The 16,713-nt window shown below is 67.8% G+C and carries 14 protein-coding genes; 3 read left to right on the top strand and 11 right to left on the bottom strand.

Going from position 1 to position 16,713, the window contains the following annotated elements; translation table 11 throughout:
• Window positions 1-2: 2 nt before the first annotated feature.
• From aroQ to G6N41_RS15305, 10 genes are all read right to left on the bottom strand, one after another.
• Entirely contained in the window at window positions 3-446 is a 444-nt protein-coding gene (gene aroQ, locus G6N41_RS15350; RefSeq protein WP_198913264.1) for a type II 3-dehydroquinate dehydratase, read from the bottom strand.
• Window positions 443-1,531: a 3-dehydroquinate synthase gene (gene aroB, locus G6N41_RS15345; RefSeq protein WP_020728532.1), complete on the bottom strand. Its 1,089-nt coding sequence runs from the start codon at window positions 1,529-1,531 to the stop codon at window positions 443-445. Before aroB ends, aroQ begins: the two co-directional genes overlap by 4 nt.
• Window positions 1,528-2,082, bottom strand: coding sequence for a shikimate kinase (locus G6N41_RS15340; RefSeq protein ID WP_015355839.1), 555 nt, complete (start codon window positions 2,080-2,082; stop codon window positions 1,528-1,530). Before G6N41_RS15340 ends, aroB begins: the two co-directional genes overlap by 4 nt.
• Before the next feature lie 8 nt (window positions 2,083-2,090).
• Window positions 2,091-3,314, bottom strand: a complete 1,224-nt coding sequence (gene aroC, locus G6N41_RS15335; protein ID WP_198913263.1) for a chorismate synthase — start codon at window positions 3,312-3,314, stop codon at window positions 2,091-2,093.
• 75 nt (window positions 3,315-3,389) lie between these two features.
• Window positions 3,390-3,833, bottom strand: a complete 444-nt coding sequence (locus tag G6N41_RS15330) for a prepilin peptidase (RefSeq protein ID WP_198913262.1) — start codon at window positions 3,831-3,833, stop codon at window positions 3,390-3,392.
• Window positions 3,834-3,844: 11 nt separating this feature from the next.
• Entirely contained in the window at window positions 3,845-4,678 is an 834-nt protein-coding gene (locus G6N41_RS15325; protein ID WP_198913261.1) for a shikimate dehydrogenase, read from the bottom strand.
• A complete protein-coding gene (gene mltG / locus G6N41_RS15320) occupies window positions 4,675-5,931 on the bottom strand; it encodes an endolytic transglycosylase MltG (RefSeq protein ID WP_198913260.1) in 1,257 nt (418 codons plus the stop codon). The genes G6N41_RS15325 and mltG overlap by 4 nt, the downstream gene beginning before the upstream one ends.
• On the bottom strand, window positions 5,924-6,436 hold the full coding sequence (gene ruvX, locus G6N41_RS15315) for a Holliday junction resolvase RuvX (protein ID WP_011739856.1): 513 nt from the start codon (window positions 6,434-6,436) through the stop codon (window positions 5,924-5,926). Before ruvX ends, mltG begins: the two co-directional genes overlap by 8 nt.
• Complete coding sequence (alaS, locus tag G6N41_RS15310) at window positions 6,437-9,142, bottom strand: alanine--tRNA ligase (RefSeq protein WP_020728526.1); 2,706 nt, start codon at window positions 9,140-9,142, stop codon at window positions 6,437-6,439.
• 118 nt (window positions 9,143-9,260) lie between these two features.
• On the bottom strand, window positions 9,261-9,662 hold the full coding sequence (locus tag G6N41_RS15305; RefSeq protein WP_012393935.1) for a secondary thiamine-phosphate synthase enzyme YjbQ: 402 nt from the start codon (window positions 9,660-9,662) through the stop codon (window positions 9,261-9,263).
• Window positions 9,663-9,872: 210 nt separating this feature from the next.
• Between G6N41_RS15305 and G6N41_RS15300 the strand changes: the two genes are divergently transcribed.
• Window positions 9,873-10,496, top strand: coding sequence for a hypothetical protein (locus tag G6N41_RS15300; RefSeq protein ID WP_020724914.1), 624 nt, complete (start codon window positions 9,873-9,875; stop codon window positions 10,494-10,496).
• 45 nt (window positions 10,497-10,541) lie between these two features.
• On the opposite strand, the gene G6N41_RS15295 is transcribed toward G6N41_RS15300, so the two are convergent.
• Complete coding sequence (locus G6N41_RS15295; protein WP_036455838.1) at window positions 10,542-11,900, bottom strand: replication-associated recombination protein A; 1,359 nt, start codon at window positions 11,898-11,900, stop codon at window positions 10,542-10,544.
• 190 nt (window positions 11,901-12,090) lie between these two features.
• On the opposite strand from G6N41_RS15295, the gene G6N41_RS15290 reads away from it, so the two are divergent.
• Window positions 12,091-13,197 (top strand): hypothetical protein, encoded by a 1,107-nt coding sequence (locus G6N41_RS15290; RefSeq protein WP_198913259.1) that lies wholly within the window; start codon window positions 12,091-12,093, stop codon window positions 13,195-13,197.
• 153 nt (window positions 13,198-13,350) lie between these two features.
• Window positions 13,351-16,686, top strand: coding sequence for a transglutaminase family protein (locus G6N41_RS15285; protein WP_198913258.1), 3,336 nt, complete (start codon window positions 13,351-13,353; stop codon window positions 16,684-16,686).
• Window positions 16,687-16,713 lie beyond the last annotated feature (27 nt).

The following is a 16,713-nucleotide window of genomic DNA, read 5'->3' as shown; positions in this document are numbered from 1 at the left end:
GGTTAGGAGGAGCTGGCCAGGTACCGCAGGGCCAGCAGGTAACCCTGGATGCCCAGCCCGACGATCACCCCGGTTGTGACCGGGCTCAGGTAGGAGTGGCGTCGGAACTCCTCGCGGGCATGGACATTTGAGATGTGCACCTCGATCAGCGGCGCGCTCAATTCCGCACAGGCGTCGCGCAGCGCCACCGAGGTGTGCGTCAACCCGCCGGCATTGAGGATCACGGGCTGGCCGGCGTCGGCGGCCCGATGAATCCAGTCCAGCAGTTCCGCTTCACTATCACTTTGCCGAACAACCGCCTGCAGTCCCAGCCCGGCGGCCTCCCGCTCGATCAGGGCGGCGAGTTCGGCGTGCGTGGTGCTGCCGTAGACGTCGGGCTCACGCCGGCCCAGCCGGCCCAGGTTGGGACCATTGAGAACGTTGACGACGGTCATCCGCTCACTCATGGGGCACAGATTCCCGCGTAGGCGGTCACCAACAACCCCGGATCCGGACCCACCATCCGTCCCGGCTTGGCCAGCCCGTCGAGCACCACGAACCGCAGCACTCCGGCCCGGGTCTTCTTGTCGCCGGTCATGAATTCCAGCAACTGCGGCAGCGCATCGGCGTCGTAGCTGACCGGCAGACCCAGCGCCGACAGGATGGTGCGATGACGCAGCGCCGTGGCGTCGTCGAGGCGCCCGGAAAGCCGGGCGAGTTCGGCCGCGAAGACCAGACCCACCGACACCGCGGCACCGTGTCGCCACTGATAACGCTCCCGGCGCTCGATCGCATGAGCCAAAGTGTGTCCGTAGTTGAGGATTTCGCGCAGCTCGGATTCTTTCTCGTCGGCCGCGACAACTTCCGCCTTGACCGCAATCGAACGCCGGATCAATTCCGGCATCACATCGCCGGACGGATCCAATGCGGCCTGCGGATCGGCTTCGATGAGGTCCAGGATCACCGGATCGGCGATGAAGCCCGCCTTGACCACTTCGGCCATCCCACAGACGATTTCGTTCTGCGGCAAGGTCTGCAGCGTGGCCAGGTCGGCGAGCACCGCGAGCGGCTGGTGGAAGGCTCCGACCAGGTTCTTGCCGGCGTCGGTGTTGATACCGGTCTTGCCTCCGACGGCCGCATCGACCATGCCCAGCAACGTGGTTGGCACGTGCACGATCGAGACACCACGCAGCCAGGTGGCGGCCGCGAACCCGGCGACGTCGGTGGCCGCGCCGCCACCCAGGCTCACCAGAGCGTCCTTTCGCCCGATCCCGATGCGCCCCAGCACTTCCCAGATGAATCCCACAACCGGCAGCTCCTTACCGGCCTCGGCGTCGGGGATCTCGATACGGTGCGCGTCGACGCCCTTGTCGGCAAGGTGGTTACGGATGGCCTCGGCGGTCTCGGTCAGCACCGGCTGATGCAGGATGGCGACCTTGTGCCGGCCGGCGAGCAGTTCCTCCAGCTCGGTCAGCAACCCGGTACCGATCACCACCGGGTACGGCGGGTCGACGGCCACCTGCACGGTGACCGGTTCTTTTTTGTCGCTCATGTGGCGGCCCCGCTGGCGGTGGAGGAAGGACTCGTGTTCGGTGTGGGGTCGTCCAGGCGCGACATGATGTAGCGCACCACCGCACCGGGATTGCGGCGATTGGTGTCGACACGAATGGTCGACACCCGCCGATACAACGGAATCCGCTGGGACATCAGCGCGCGGAACTTCTCCGCCCGATCGGGCCCGGCCAACAGCGGCCGTACGTTGCTGCCGCCGGTGCGGCGCACCCCTTCGGCGGCACTGATCTCCAGGTAGACGACGGTGTGACCGTCCAGCGCCGAGCGAACCCCGGGGCTGGTGACCGCGCCGCCGCCCAGCGACAGCACTCCGTCATGATCGGCTAAAGCCGCGCGCACCACTTCCTCCTCGATACGTCGGAACTCCTCTTCCCCGTCGGTGGCGAAGATCTCGGCAATGCTGCGCCCGGCCTGCTGCTCAATCGCCGCATCGGTGTCGAGCAGACTCACTCCGAGCGCCTTGGCCAGCCGACGCCCGATGGTCGACTTGCCGGAACCCGGCAATCCCACCAATACCGCTTTGGGTGCCATCGTGGCGCCTAACCCCGGATGGCCCGGGCCCGGGCGGCCGGTGCTTCCCGGTCGGCAACGCTGCGCTGATACGCCTCGATGTTGCGGCGGGTCTCGGCCAGCGAATCGCCACCGAATTTCTCCAGCGTCACTCTGGCCAGCACCAGCGCCACCATGGTCTCGACCACCACTGCCGCGGCCGGCACGGCGCACACGTCGGAACGCTGATGGATGGCGACGGCTTCATCGCCGGTGGCTAGGTCAACGGTGGCCAGCGCCTTGGGGACGGTGGAGATGGGCTTCATCGCCGCACGCACCCGCAGCGGCTGGCCATTGGTCATCCCGCCTTCCAGACCCCCGGCCCGGTTGGTGGAGCGCACCACACCGTCGGTGCCGGGGTACATCTCGTCGTGGGCGCGACTACCGCGACGACGCGCGGTCTCGAACCCGTCACCGATCTCCACGCCCTTGATGGCCTGGATGCCCATCACCGCCGCGGCGAGCTGGCTGTCCAGCCGGTTCTCACCGCTGGTGAACGACCCCAGCCCCACCGGCAGCCCCAGTGCTACCACCTCGACGACGCCGCCGAGGGTGTCGCCGTCCTTCTTGGCCGCCTCAATCTCGGCGATCATGGATTTTTCGGCTTGCCCGTCGAACGCACGCACCGGGCTGGCGTCGATGGCGGGTAGGTCCTCGGGCTGCGGCGGCGGGCCGTCGTAGGGCGCCGACGCGCCGATCGAGACGACGTGCGACAGCACTTCCACGCCCAGGGCCTGACGCAGGAAGGCCCGCGCTACGGTGCCCGCGGCGACTCGGGCGGCGGTCTCGCGGGCACTAGCCCGTTCCAGCACCGGCCGGGCGTCATCGAAGCCGTACTTGAGCATGCCCGCATAGTCGGCATGACCCGGCCGCGGCCGGGTCAGCGGCGCGTTGCGGGCGGAATTCTCCAGCTCGGCCGCGGCGGCCGGGTCCAGCGGGTCGGCCGCCATCACGACTTCCCACTTCGGCCATTCGGTGTTACCGATCTCGATCGCGATCGGGCCGCCCAGCGTGCTGCCGTGGCGTATTCCGGAGAGCACGGTCACCGCGTCACGCTCGAACGCCATCCGGGCGCCACGTCCGTAGCCGAGCCGGCGGCGGGCCAACTGATCGGCGATCTCCGTCGAGGTGACCTCCACCCCGGCAACCATTCCATCGACCAGGGCCACCAATGCACGGCCATGGGATTCCCCCGCAGTTATCCAGCGCAACACCTGAACATCTTCCCACGATGGCGGTGCACGCCCGGCCATGGCTCGGCTGCCGGCCGCCCGAACCGGCCGCCCAACTTACCCGAGCAGCGCCAGCCCGGCGGCCACGGCGGTCGCCAGGCACATCGACGGACCGTGCGGGACGGCCAGGGCACCGGTGCGCAGCCGTGCGCCGACCGCCCACAGCGCAGTCATCAGCGGGGCCGCCAACGCCACCAGGAACCACACCTCGACCCCGAGCGAGCCGGCCAGAGCACCCAGACCGATCGCCAGTTTCACGTCGCCGGCACCCAGCGCGGCTGGAGCCAGCAGATGCACCAGCAGGTAGACACTTGTCAGCGCGGTCGACCCGGCCAGTGCCGCCGTCCCCCGCCCGGCCACCAGGGCACCGAGCAGCATCGCGCCCGCGCCGGGCAGCGTGAAACGGTTGGGCAGCCGCCGATGTCGAATGTCGGTGTAGCTCAACACCAGCAGCCAGGCCACCACGACGGCCACTACCGGGCTTCGGATCACCAGCCACATTCCCAGGCAGGCTAATCCAGCGCCTCCAATGCGCAAGTCATCGCCGCACGGGGGGCGGGTAACCCGGTGAATTGCTTCACCTGGGCGAATGCCTGATGCAAAAGCATGTGCAGGCCACTGATCACCCGGCCACCCGCGGCGGCCACGGCGGCTGCCAGCGGTGTCGGCCACGGGTTGTAGATCGCATCCAGCACCACCGGGACCGTGGCGAAGGTGGCCGCGTAACGTGACGCCACCTCGGCCGGAATGGTGCTGACCAGCGCCGCCGCGGATGCGGCCCGCTCGCCCAGCTCGGGGTCATCCAGTCCGCAGGACCGGCTCGCCACCCCGAGCCGGGCGCCCAGGTCGACCAATCGGGCGGCTTTGTCCGCGTTGCGCGCCGCGATCGTGATCTCTGTGACGCCGAGTTCGGCCAGCCCCACCACGGCTGCCGGTGCGGTGCCGCCCGAACCGCAGACAATGGCCGGTCCGGATGCCTGCCCCAGCGCCCCCGCGACACCGTCGATGTCGGTGTTGTCTGCCCGCCACCCGCGTGGGGTGCGGACCAGGGTGTTGGCCGATCCAACCAGCTCGGCGCGGGCGGTGTGCTCGTCGGCAAACTGCAACGCGGCGAACTTGCCCGGCATGGTCACCGATACGCCGACCCACTCCGGCCCGAAACCACCCACCACCGCGGGCAATTGCGCGGCGTCGCACTCGATCCGCTGGTATGTCCAGTCGGTCAGGCCCAGCGCCCGGTAGGCGGCCAGATGCAGCTGCGGGGACCGCGAATGAGCGATCGGCGAACCGAGGACGGCCGCTTTCCTACCGCGCGGTGGTTGATTGTGCTCCTGGCCGCTGCTCATCGCGCGCTATCGAGGACACCGTTACGTTTGGCCAGCTCGATATTCGCCAGGTGTTGCTGGTAGTCCCTGGTGAACAGCGTCGTGCCTTGGCTATCGATGGTGACGAAGTACAACCAGTCCCCGGGTTGCGGATGTTCGGCCGCGTGCAGCGCTTCGACCCCGGGCGAGCAGATCGCGGTGGCCGGCAACCCTTCGGACATGTAGGTGTTCCACGGAGTCCGCATCGCGCGGTCGGCGTCGCTGGTGGCCACCTCGCGACGATCCAGCGAGTAGTTCACCGTGGAGTCGAACTCGAGGGCGCGGTGCTCGTTGAGGCGGTTGTAGATGACCCGCGCGACTTTCGGGAAATCTTGGGCGTTGGACTCCTGCTGCACCAACGACGCCACCACCAGAATGTCGTAGGGCGACAGGCCCAGCGACTTGGCGTTGTCCACCAAACCGGATTTCAAGTACTCCACGGCACCGGCGCTGACCAGCGAGGCCAGGATCTTGTCCGCCGATCCCGCGGGATCGATGTTGAAGGTCCCCGGGGCGATCAGGCCCTCGATCCGGCGATGATCAGCGCCGAGTTCGAGCACCGGTTCGACGGCCCACGACGGCACCGCCAACGCGGCGGGCGTGCTCTTGGTCGCCGCCGTACGCAAGTCGGCCATCGAGATGCAGTGCTTCTTGCCGTCCAGGTCCACGCACGTGGAACGCGAAATCAAGGTCAGAATGCCGGGCGTCACCACATTGGTCTTCATGTCGGTGGTGTCGTCGAGCTGACGGCCCTCCGGGATGACCAGCTTGCCGACGCGGTTCTTGGGGTCCGCGAGCCGGGCGACCGCATCGGCCGCCGGGATCTCGGTGCGCACCAGGTAGAAGCCCGGCTGGATCGCCGCGATCACGGCGTTGCCGTGGGCCGCGTCCACGAATGCCCGCACCGTGGCGACCACGTGGTTGTTGTACAACGTTTCGCCGACCGCGGTGGTGGAGTCGCCCGGGCTGATGTGGATGACGACGTCGCGCTTGCCCGGACCGGCGTAGTCACCGCCGGTGCCGAGCATGACATTCCATAGCTTGGTGCCGAAGCCGACGACCACCACCACGAACACGACCAGCAGTCCGAAGACGAATCCCCCGAGGACGCGCCGCCGCCGGCGTCGGTTGTGTTGTTCGCGATTGCGCTTGAGCCGGTCAACCCGGCTCATCCGGTGCCGGTTGGGCCCCACCGCGACCGGCTCAGCCCGCGACCGATACACATCCTCAGCCATCGGCGCGGCCCCCGGCCAGGGTGCGCCGCTGGTCCAGCCAGGCCTGCAGGATCGCTACCGCCGCGGCCTGGTCGATCACCGCACGCTGATTTTTGGCCCGGACACCCGCCTCGCGCAGCGATCGCTGCGCACTGACGGTGGTCAGCCGTTCGTCGGCAAGCCGCACCGGTATCGGAGCCACCCGCGCCGCCAGCTCGTCAGCCAGGTCGATCGCGTCCTGCGCCGAGGAGCCGATGCGGTCGGCCAGGGTCCGCGGCAGGCCGACGATGACCTCGACCGCCTCCGTTTCACCGACCAGCGTGGCCAGCCGACGCAGGTGCTTGCCGGAGCGCTCGCGCCGCACCGTTTCCAGCGGAGTCGCCAGGATGCCATCCGGATCGCTGGACGCCACCCCGATGCGCACCGTTCCCACATCGATACCCAAGCGTCGGCCTCGGCCCGTCCCGGGTTCGAGGCCCTCTGGATCACCGGGCCGGTCGGGCGAGCGGTGCGATGCGGCGACCACTCAACCGACCCGCGCTATCTCTGCACGTAATGCTTCGAGCGCGGCGTCGATGCCAGCCGGTTTCTTTCCCGACCCCTGGGCCAGGTCCGCTTTGCCGCCACCGCGGCCGTCGACTGCCGTTGCCAGGTGTTTGATCAGTTCATTGGCGCCGAGGCCGAGTCCCTGGGCGGCCTGGTTGGCCGCGACCGCATAGGGCACGGTGGAGGCCTCTCCCCCAGCCGGGGCGGCGATCAGCGCCACCACCGCGGGGTCGCTGCCCAGCTTGCCGCGGATGTCGCCGACCAGGGTGCGCAGGTCCGCCGGCGTCATCTCGCTGGACATGCGCTGCGCCACCAGCCGGACGTTGCCGATGCGCTCAGCGCCGGCGGCGGCGTTGACCGCGGCCGCCCGCACACTGGCGAGCCGGGCACGCTCGAGTTCCTTCTCGGCGGCCTTGAGCCGCTCGACCAGGCTGGCCACTCGGGCCGGGACCTCTTCGGACGGCACCTTCAGTGACGAGGCGAGCCCGGCCATCAGGGCGCGCTCCTTGGCCAGGTGGCGGAAGGAGTCCAGGCCGACGTAGGCCTCCACCCGCCGCACCCCCGAGCCAATCGAGGACTCGCCCAGGATCGTCACCGGACCGATCTGCGCCGAGGTGGCTACGTGGGTACCGCCGCAGAGCTCGATCGAGAACGGCCCGCCGATCTCGACCACCCGGACTTCGTCCGGATAGCTTTCGCCGAAGAGCGCCATCGCGCCCATGGCCTTGGCCTTCTCCAGCTGCTCGGTGAAGGTGTGCACGGCGAAATCGGCTTGCACCGCTTGATTGGTGACTTCTTCGATTTGGCCCCGCTGCTCTTCGGTGAGCGGACCCTGCCAGTTGAAGTCGAATCGCAGGTAACCGGGACGGTTCAGGGACCCGGCCTGTACCGCGTTGGGCCCCAGCACCTGCCGTAGGGCGGCATGCACCATGTGGGTGCCCGAATGGCCCTGGGTAGCGCCCTTGCGCCAGCCCGCGTCCGCGGCCGCGACGACACCGTCGCCCTCGACGAATTCCCCGGATTCGACGTTGACCCGGTGTAGCCAGAGGGTCTTGGCGATCTTCTGGACATCGGTCACCGCCGCGCGGGCGCTGCTGCCCGACCCCGTTCCGCTGATGGTTCCGACGTCGGCGATCTGGCCGCCCGACTCGGCGTACAGCGGGGTGCGGTCCAGCACCAGCTCCACCCGATCGGCGTCGACGGCCTGGCCGTGGGCCACCACCGGAACCCGCTTGCCGTCGACGAAGATGCCCAGGATCCGCGCTTCGGAGGTGAGCTCATCGAACCCGGTGAACTCGGTAGGTCCGGCATCGACCAGTTCACGGTAGGCCGTCAGGTCGGCGTGGGCATGTTTGCGCGCGGCCGCGTCGGCCTTGGCCCGCCGGCGCTGCTGCGCCATCAGTTCGCGGAAGCCGCCCTCGTCCACCGTCAGGCCGGCTTCGGAGGCCATCTCCAGGGTCAGCTCGATCGGGAATCCATAGGTGTCATGCAGGGTGAACGCGTCCGAACCGGACACCACGCTGACACCGGAGGACCTGGTGGCGCCGGCCACCTCGTCGAACAGCCGCGAGCCCGACGCCAGCGTGCGGTTGAACGCGGTCTCTTCGGCAACGGCGATGCGGTTGATCCGGTCGAAGTCGCTGGCCAATTCGGGATAGGAGGGCCCCATCGCATCGCGCACGGTGGCCATCAGATCTCCGACGATCGCGGTGTCGATGTTGAGCAGCTTGGCCGACCGGATGACGCGGCGCAGCAGTCTGCGCAACACGTAGCCGCGGCCGTCGTTGCCGGGGCTCACCCCGTCGGCGATCAGGATCGCGGCGGTGCGACTGTGGTCGGCGATGATCCGGTAGCGCACATCGTCAGCGTGATTGCCCTGGTCATAGCCGCGGGGCGCGCGGGCGGCAACCAAGTCGATGATCGGGCGCAGCAGATCGGTCTCGTAGACGTTGGGCACCCCCTGCAGGATCAGTGCGACGCGCTCCACACCCATCCCGGTGTCGATGTTCTTACGAGGCAACGGGCCGAGGATCTCGTAGTCCTCTTTGGTGGTTCCCTCGCCCCGCTCGTTCTGCATGAACACGAGGTTCCAGATCTCGAGGTAGCGGTCCTCGTTGACGACGGGGCCGCCCTCGGGCCCGTAGTCCGGGCCCCGGTCGTAGTAGATCTCCGACGACGGCCCGCAGGGACCGGGAATGCCCATCGACCAGTAGTTGTCGGCCATGCCGCGGCGCTGGATCCGATCGGCCGGCAGACCGGCCACTTCACGCCACAAGCCGGCGGCCTCGTCGTCGTCGAGGTAGACGGTGGCCCAGAGCTTCTCCGGGTCCAGCCCGTAACCCCCGTCGGCGACGCTGTTGGTCAGCAGCGCCCAGGCAAGTTCGATCGCCCCGCGTTTGAAGTAGTCACCGAACGAGAAATTGCCGGCCATCTGAAAGAACGTGTTGTGCCGGGTGGTGATGCCCACCTCGTCGATATCGGGGGTACGTATGCACTTCTGGATGCTGGTGGCCGTCGCATACGGCGGGGTGCGCTGTCCGAGGAAGAACGGCACGAACTGCACCATGCCCGCGTTGACGAACAACAGGTTGGGGTCATCGAGTATCACCGAAGCGCTGGGCACCTCGGTGTGACCCGCCTTCACGAAATGATCAAGGAACCGCTTCCTGATCTCGTGTGTTTGCACCGTCGTTGTTTCCTTAAGTTTCCTTGGTTTTTCTCTAGCAGAGATCGATTGCCAGCCTATTCGCCGGACTGTTAGAAGGCTGTCCAAAGACGCGTTCCGGGTCCGCTCAGCCTTCCACCTAGCCTTCCAGGAAGCTCAGCCGGACCGACCGCCGCGGGTTGTCCTGATTCAGGTCGACCAGAACGACGCTTTGCCAGATACCCAACAGCGGCTCGCCCGACGACACCGGCACCGTCACCGACGGCGACACCAGGGCCGGCAACACGTGATCGGCACCGTGCCCGCGCGACCCATGCGCGTGGCGGTAGCGGTCGTCGCGCGGCAGCAATGTCTGCAGGGTGTCGACCAGGTCGTGGTCGGAACCGGCGCCCGTCTCGATGATGGCGACACCCGCCGTCGCGTGCGGGACGAAAACGTTGCACAGCCCATCACCATGGTTGGCGCAGAAGGCCCGCACCGCGTCGGTGAGATCGACGGTGCGGCGACGCGATGTGTCAACGTCGAGGACATCGGTATCCATCCAGACCAGCCTACGGTGGGCGCTCGGCGACCTGCCAATCCGTTCCCTCCCGCCGCACCATCGCCACGATCGCCCGTGAGCTGGTGGGCGGATCCCCGAGATCTCCCGAGATCCCCTCAGGTCATTGCCAGGCCGAATCGGCAGGAGGAAGGTAATTGGTGGGACCGGTGGCGCCACCGGGGCGCCGCCCCGACAGAGGAGGGGCCGATCGTGTACGCACGCTCCACCACCATCCAGGCGCAACCCTTGTCGGTCGACATCGGAATTGCCCATGTTCGCGATGTCGTCATGCCCGCTCTGCAGGCGATCGACGGTTACGTCGGGTTGTCACTGCTGGTCGACCGCCAGTCCGGCACCTGCATCGCGACCAGCGCGTGGGAGACCTTGCAGGCCATGCGCTCGAGCGCACCGGCGGTGGCTCCCATCCGGGACCGGGCCGCGATGATGTTCTCCGGCAATGCGCGGGTCGAGGAATGGGACATCGCCATGCTGCACCGTGACCACCGTTCCCGGCAGGGTGCATGCGTGCGGGCCACCTGGCTCAAGGTGGTGCCGGATCAGATCGAGCGATCCCTGGACTTCTACGGGATGTACGTGTTGCCCGAGCTGGAGGGCCTAGACGGGTTCTGCAGCGCCAGCCTGATGGTCGATCACCCGGCCTGCCGGCGTGCGGTCTCGTGCGCCACCTTCGACACCATGGAGGCGATGGCGCGAAACCGCGATCAGGCTTCCGAACTGCGCAGCAGGCGGGTCCGTGAATTGGGCGCCGAGGTGCTGGACGTGGCCGAGTTCGAGCTGGCGATCGCTCACCTGCGGGTGCCCGAGCTGGTCTGAGTGGGCTGAGGCCGCTATTGCGGCAGGGCAACGCCCGCCAACCGGTCAGCCACGCTTTCGGCGGATGATGGCCCGCAGCCGCTCCAGGCGGCCGCCGATCTCGCGTTCGCCGCCGCGGCCGGTCGGCCGGTAATAGTTGGTGCCCACCAATTCGTCGGGCGGATACTGTTGGGCCACCACGCCGTCCGGGTCGTCATGGGAGTACTTGTAGCCCTGTGCGTGGCCCAGCGCGGCCGCCCCGGAGTAGTGCCCATCGCGTAGGTGTGGCGGCACCAGGCCGGCCTTGCCCGCCTTGATATCGGCCATCGCCGCGGCCAGCGCGGTGGTGACCGCATTCGACTTCGGCGCGGTCGCCAGATGGATGGTGGCGTGCGCCAGCGTTAGCTGCGCCTCGGGCATGCCGATCAGGGCAACAGTCTGCGCGGCGGCCGCCGCGGTCGGAAGCGCCGTCGGATCCGCCAGGCCGATGTCCTCGCTGGCCAGGATCATCAGGCGGCGGGCGACGAACCTGGGGTCTTCACCGGCCACCAGCATCCGAGCCAGGTAATGCAGCGCGGCGTCGACATCGGAGCCCCGCACCGACTTGATGAAGGCGCTGACCACGTCGTAGTGCTGGTCACCGTCACGGTCATAGCGGACCGCGGCCTTGTCCAGCGACTGCTCGATGATCTCGACGCTTACCCCGGACCCGGCCGCCTGGGCCGCCTCGGCCGCCACCTCCAGCGCGGTCAGCGCGCGGCGCGCGTCACCGGCCGACAATTGCACCAGCAGGTCGGCGGCATCGGGGGCGATCGCGACTCGCCCACCAAGCCCGCGTGGATCCTGTGCCGCGCGCTGCACGACCGCGCGAATGTCGTCGGCGCCCAGCGGGTGCAACTGCAGAATCAGCGATCGCGACAGCAACGGGGCGACCACCGAGAAGGACGGGTTCTCGGTGGTCGCGGCCACCAGCAACACCACCCGGTTCTCGACCGCGGACAGCAGGGCGTCCTGCTGGGTCTTGGAGAACCGGTGCACCTCGTCGATGAACAGCACCGTCTGCTCGCCGCGACGGAGCACCTGCCGGGCAGTCTCTATCACCGCCCGCACATCCTTGACTCCGGCCGACAACGCCGACAGCGCCTCGAACCTTCGTCCGGTGGCGTGCGAGATCAACGCCGCCAGCGTCGTCTTCCCGCTTCCTGGCGGGCCATAGAGGATCACCGAGGCGACGCCTGAGCCCTCCACCAGCCGGCGCAGCGGCGCACCCGGGGCAAGCAAGTGGCCCTGCCCCACCACTTCGTCCAGCGACTCCGGGCGCATCCGCACCGCCAGCGGCGCGCCGGTCGACACTTCCAGACCATGATCGCTGTGTTGCGGTGCGCCGGGCAGGTCGAACAGACCGTCGGACACGGGTTCAGACATACCACTTCGCAATATCGCCAGTTGAGCCGCATCACCGGTTGAGCAGCACATCCGAGGGGATGCGCCGGAGCCGATTACCAGCGCTGCGCCACCAATGCGCGCGCCTGCCACACATATTTGCTAAGTTCCGGTTTGCTTGATTCGCCCGTGCGCACCGCGCGGGCGAACTACCGAAGCACTTAGGACAGCGATGAGCGAGCCGCCAGAAAATCCGGGCAATCAGGCCGACCCCCAGGGCGGCGATCAGAGCACTCCGGGCTACCCGCCACCACCGAACTACGGCACGCCTCCACCGCCTCCCCGGCCGGGTTACGGCGCACCACCGGCCGGGCCTCCCGGCTACGGCGCCCCGCCCCCGCCTCCTGGTTACGGCACCCCACCACCGCCTCCGCCTCCGGGTTACGGCCAGGCGCCGGGCGGGTACGCGCCCCCGGGGTACAACCCGCCGCCACCCCCGCCTCCCGGCTACGGCCCACCGCCGGCCGGTTACCCGGCCCAGCCGGGATTCGGCGGCCCGGCCAAGCCGCCCTTCAGCGTGGGCGAAGCCATCAACTGGGCGTGGAACCGGTTCACCCAGAACGCCATGGCACTGGTGGTTCCGATCGTCATCTACGGCTTGATCCTGAGCGCTGTTGGCGGCGTGATGGTCGGGCTCTTCTTCGCTTTCTCCGACCGCACCAGCACGACCTATACCGACGCCTACGGCAACACTTCGGAAACCGTGAACATGACCATGAGCCCGCTGGCGAGCATCGTGATGTTCATCGGCTACCTGGCCGTGTTCGCGGTGGTGCTGTTCATGCACGCCGGTATCACCACGGGCTGCCTGGACATCGCCGACGGAAAGCCGGTGACCATCGGATCGTTCTTCAAACCGCGCAACCTCGGCACGGTCATCCTCACCGGCCTGCTGGTGATCGTCCTGACCGCGATCGGCTCGGTGCTGTGCATCATTCCCGGCCTGATTTTCGGCTTCCTGGCGCAGTTCGCGATCATCGCCGCCGTGGACCGATCGCTGTCGCCGATCGATTCCATCAAGTCCAGTATCGCGACGGTCCGGGCCGAACTCGGTAACACCGCGTTGTCCTGGCTGGTGCAGTACGCGGTGCTGCTCGCCGGTGAGCTGCTATGTTTTGTCGGCCTGCTCGTCGGCATTCCGGTTGCCTCGCTCATCCAGACCTACACCTGGCGCAAGCTGTCCGGTGGCCATGTTGTCGAGCTGAGCCAGCCCGGACCTCCGGCGGGTCTGCCGCCCGGTCCGCCCCCAGGGGCGCCGCCGGGACCTCAGTTCGGGTAGGACCCCGGTCCACCCCGCAACACCAACCGTAAAGCCACCGAAACGCCGTTGTTACATGCGACGGCGTGACGCTGCCCATGGCCGTCAAGCCCACGGCGACACCGAATTTCGAAGCGCTGCGGGCAGCAGAGTCTTGTGATGGGATCAGCTTCTATGAGCATCAAAGTTGCGCTGGAGCACCGCAACAGTTACACCTTTGACAAGCTGGTGCAGGTTTATCCGCACGTCGTGCGGCTGCGCCCAGCACCACACTCGCGCACCCCCATCGAGGCCTATTCGTTGCGAGTCGAGCCAACCGAACACTTCGTCAACTGGCAGCAGGACGCGCTGGGAAATTTCATGGCCCGGCTGGTCTTTCCCAAACCGATGCGACACCTGACCATCACCGTCGGGCTGATCGCCGACCTGAAGGTGATCAACCCGTTCGACTTCTTCATCGAAGAATGGGCCGAAATTTGGCCGACCGAAGGCCTGACCTACCCCAAGGCACTGGCCGAGGACCTCAAACCCTACTTGCGGCCCGTCGACGAAAGCGGCGAAGAATCCGGCCCCGGGGACCTGGTTCGGGCTTGGGTGGCCAACTTCAGCGTGCCCGAGGGCACCCGCACCATCGACTTCCTGGTTGCGATCAACCATGCGGTCAACGCCGACGTCGGGTACAGCGTGCGTATGGAACCCGGTGTGCAGACGCCCGATTTCACGTTGCGCACCGGCATCGGATCGTGCCGCGACTCGGCGTGGTTGTTGGTGTCGATCCTGCGCCAATTCGGGTTGGCTGCCCGGTTTGTGTCGGGCTATCTGGTGCAGCTGGCCTCCGACATCGAGGCGCTCGACGGGCCCTCGGGCCCGGCGGCCGACTTCACCGACCTGCACGCCTGGACCGAGGTCTACATTCCCGGCGCGGGCTGGATCGGGTTGGACCCGACGTCGGGGCTGTTCGCCGGTGAGGGCCACATCCCGCTCGCTGCCACGCCCCACCCCGCCAGCGCGGCTCCAATCAGCGGCGGTACCGGCGTGTGCAACACGGTGCTGGAGTTCTCCAACACCGTCACTCGCGTCCATGAAGACCCACGGGTCACTCTGCCCTACACCGATGAGGCATGGCAGACGATCTGCGACGTAGGCCGCCGTGTGGACGAACGCCTGGCCGCCGGTGACGTCCGGCTGACCATGGGCGGCGAGCCCACGTTCGTGTCGGTGGACAACCAGACCGACAAGGAGTGGCGCACCGCGGCCGACGGTCCGCACAAGCGATCGCGGGCATCCGATCTGGCCGCTCGCCTCAAGGCCCGCTGGGCTCCTGAGGGGCTGGTCCAACGCAGCCAGGGCCGGTGGTATCCCGGAGAGCCATTGCCACGCTGGCAGATTGCACTGTATCGGCGCACGGATGGACGCCCCCTGTGGACGGACCCCACGCTGCTGGCCGATCCCTGGCTGGACCCGCCGACTCCGGTCGATTCCGACGCCGCCTACCAGGTGCTCAGCGCATTCGCCGAGGGAATGGGACTGCCCCTGTCGCAGGTACGCCCGGCCTACGAGGACCCGCTGGCGCGGCTGGCGGCCACGGTGCGACTGCCGTCCGGCGACCCCGTCGATCCGATTGACGACCTCGACCCCGAAACCGACTCCGACACCCCCGCCGGCCGTGCCAAACTATTGGCCCGCCTCGACGCCTCAGTCACATCCGCGGCCGCCCACGTGCTCCCCCTGCACCGCCGCGAGGACGGTTCGGGCTGGGCCAGCGCAGACTGGCGGCTGCGCCGCGGCCGGCTGGTCTTGATCGAAGGGGATTCACCGGCCGGGCTGCGACTGCCCCTGAACTCGATCAGCTGGCAACCGCCGCGGACATCCTTTGACGTCGACCCGGTGACGGTGGGGTACGCACTGCCGGAACCCGCCACCGCCGAGGCCGTGGATGCGGTGCTCGACGACTCGGAAAACGCGCCGCCGACCGCCATCGTCGCCGAAGTTCGCGACGGGCTGTTGTACATCTTCATCCCGCCCACCGAAGCGCTTGAAGACTTCGTAGACCTCGTCACCCGCATCGAGGCCGCGGCGGCGAAGGCCAACTGCCCGCTGGTGCTCGAGGGCTACGGCCCACCACCGGACCCGCGGCTGGAATCGACGACGATCACCCCCGACCCGGGAGTCATCGAGGTCAACGTCGCACCGACCGCCAGCTTCGAAGAACAGCGCCAGCAACTGGAAACGCTGTATGAAGAGGCCCGGCTCGCCCGGCTCTCCACCGAGTCGTTCGATGTGGACGGATCTCACGGCGGCACCGGTGGCGGCAATCACATCACCCTGGGCGGCGTCACACCCAAGGACTCGCCACTGCTGCGCCGCCCGGATTTGCTCGTGTCCCTGCTGACCTACTGGCAGCGGCACCCGTCGCTGTCCTACGTGTTCGCCGGGCGCTTTGTCGGCACCACCTCCCAGGCGCCGCGAGTCGACGAGGGCCGCGCCGAAGCGCTGTACGAGCTGGAGATTGCATTCGCCGAAATCGCTCGGCTGTCGGCCGGCGGTGCGGCCAAACCCTGGGTGACCGACCGGGCGCTGCGCCATCTGCTGACCGACATCACCGGCAACACCCACCGCGCCGAGTTCTGCATCGACAAGCTCTACAGTCCCGAAGGCACCCGCGGCAGGCTTGGGCTGCTGGAGCTGCGAGGTTTCGAGATGCCGCCGCATCTGCGCATGGCGATGGTGCAGTCGTTGCTGGTGCGTTCGCTGGTGGCGTGGTTCTGGGAGCAACCACTGCGCGCTCCGCTGATCCGCCACGGCGCTAACCTGCATGGGCGATATCTGTTGCCGCACTTTTTGATTCACGACATCGCCGACGTGGCCGCCGACTTGCGCGCGAACGGCATCGCGTTCGAGACCAGCTGGCTGGACCCATTCACCGAATTCCGCTTCCCGCGCATTGGCACCGCCGTCTTCGACGGTGTGGAGATCGAGCTGCGCGGGGCAATCGAGCCCTGGAACACCCTTGGCGAGGAGTCCACCGCCAGCGGCACTGCCCGTTACGTCGACTCATCGGTCGAGCGCCTCCAGATCCGCGTGATCGGCGCCGACCGCCACCGCTACGTGGTCACCTGCAACGGCTATCCGGTGCCGCTGCTGGCCACCGACAACCCTGATGTGCACGTCGGTGGGGTGCGATTCAAGGCCTGGCAGCCGCCCAGCGCGCTGCACCCGACCATCTCGGCCGACGGTCCGTTGCAGTTCGAACTCATCGACCTGACCGCCGGAACCTCGCGCGGCGGGTGCACGTATCACGTCACCCATCCCGGCGGGCTCGCCTACGACGAGCCACCCGTCAACGCTGTCACAGCGGAGTCACGCCGCGCCCGCCGTTTCGAGGCAACCGGCTTCACTCCGGGCAAACTCGACTTGTCCGATATCCGGGAAAAGCAGGCCCGGATGTTCACCGATATCGGCGCGCCTGGCATCCTCGACCTGCGACGCGTGCGTACCGTGCAACAGTAATGGTCCTGCAAAACCGGCATCGAATTG

Source organism: Mycobacterium shottsii, from assembly GCF_010728525.1.
In the GTDB taxonomy this organism is placed as follows: Bacteria; Actinomycetota; Actinomycetes; order Mycobacteriales; family Mycobacteriaceae; genus Mycobacterium; species Mycobacterium marinum.
This window is presented reverse-complemented; position numbering and strand designations above follow the sequence as displayed.

What these genes read in the sequence shown, in the direction of transcription:
- aroQ (WP_198913264.1), bottom strand. Translation starts at nt 446, where the DNA reads ATGAGTGAGCGGATGACCGTCGTCAACGTTCTCAATGGTCCCAACCTG.
- aroB (WP_020728532.1), bottom strand. Translation starts at nt 1,531, where the DNA reads ATGAGCGACAAAAAAGAACCGGTCACCGTGCAGGTGGCCGTCGACCCG.
- G6N41_RS15340 (WP_015355839.1), bottom strand. Translation starts at nt 2,082, where the DNA reads ATGGCACCCAAAGCGGTATTGGTGGGATTGCCGGGTTCCGGCAAGTCG.
- G6N41_RS15330 (WP_198913262.1), bottom strand. Translation starts at nt 3,833, where the DNA reads ATGTGGCTGGTGATCCGAAGCCCGGTAGTGGCCGTCGTGGTGGCCTGG.
- G6N41_RS15325 (WP_198913261.1), bottom strand. Translation starts at nt 4,678, where the DNA reads ATGAGCAGCGGCCAGGAGCACAATCAACCACCGCGCGGTAGGAAAGCG.
- mltG (WP_198913260.1), bottom strand. Translation starts at nt 5,931, where the DNA reads ATGGCTGAGGATGTGTATCGGTCGCGGGCTGAGCCGGTCGCGGTGGGG.
- G6N41_RS15305 (WP_012393935.1), bottom strand. Translation starts at nt 9,662, where the DNA reads ATGGATACCGATGTCCTCGACGTTGACACATCGCGTCGCCGCACCGTC.
- G6N41_RS15295 (WP_036455838.1), bottom strand. Translation starts at nt 11,900, where the DNA reads ATGTCTGAACCCGTGTCCGACGGTCTGTTCGACCTGCCCGGCGCACCG.
- G6N41_RS15290 (WP_198913259.1), top strand. Translation starts at nt 12,091, where the DNA reads ATGAGCGAGCCGCCAGAAAATCCGGGCAATCAGGCCGACCCCCAGGGC.
- G6N41_RS15285 (WP_198913258.1), top strand. Translation starts at nt 13,351, where the DNA reads ATGAGCATCAAAGTTGCGCTGGAGCACCGCAACAGTTACACCTTTGAC.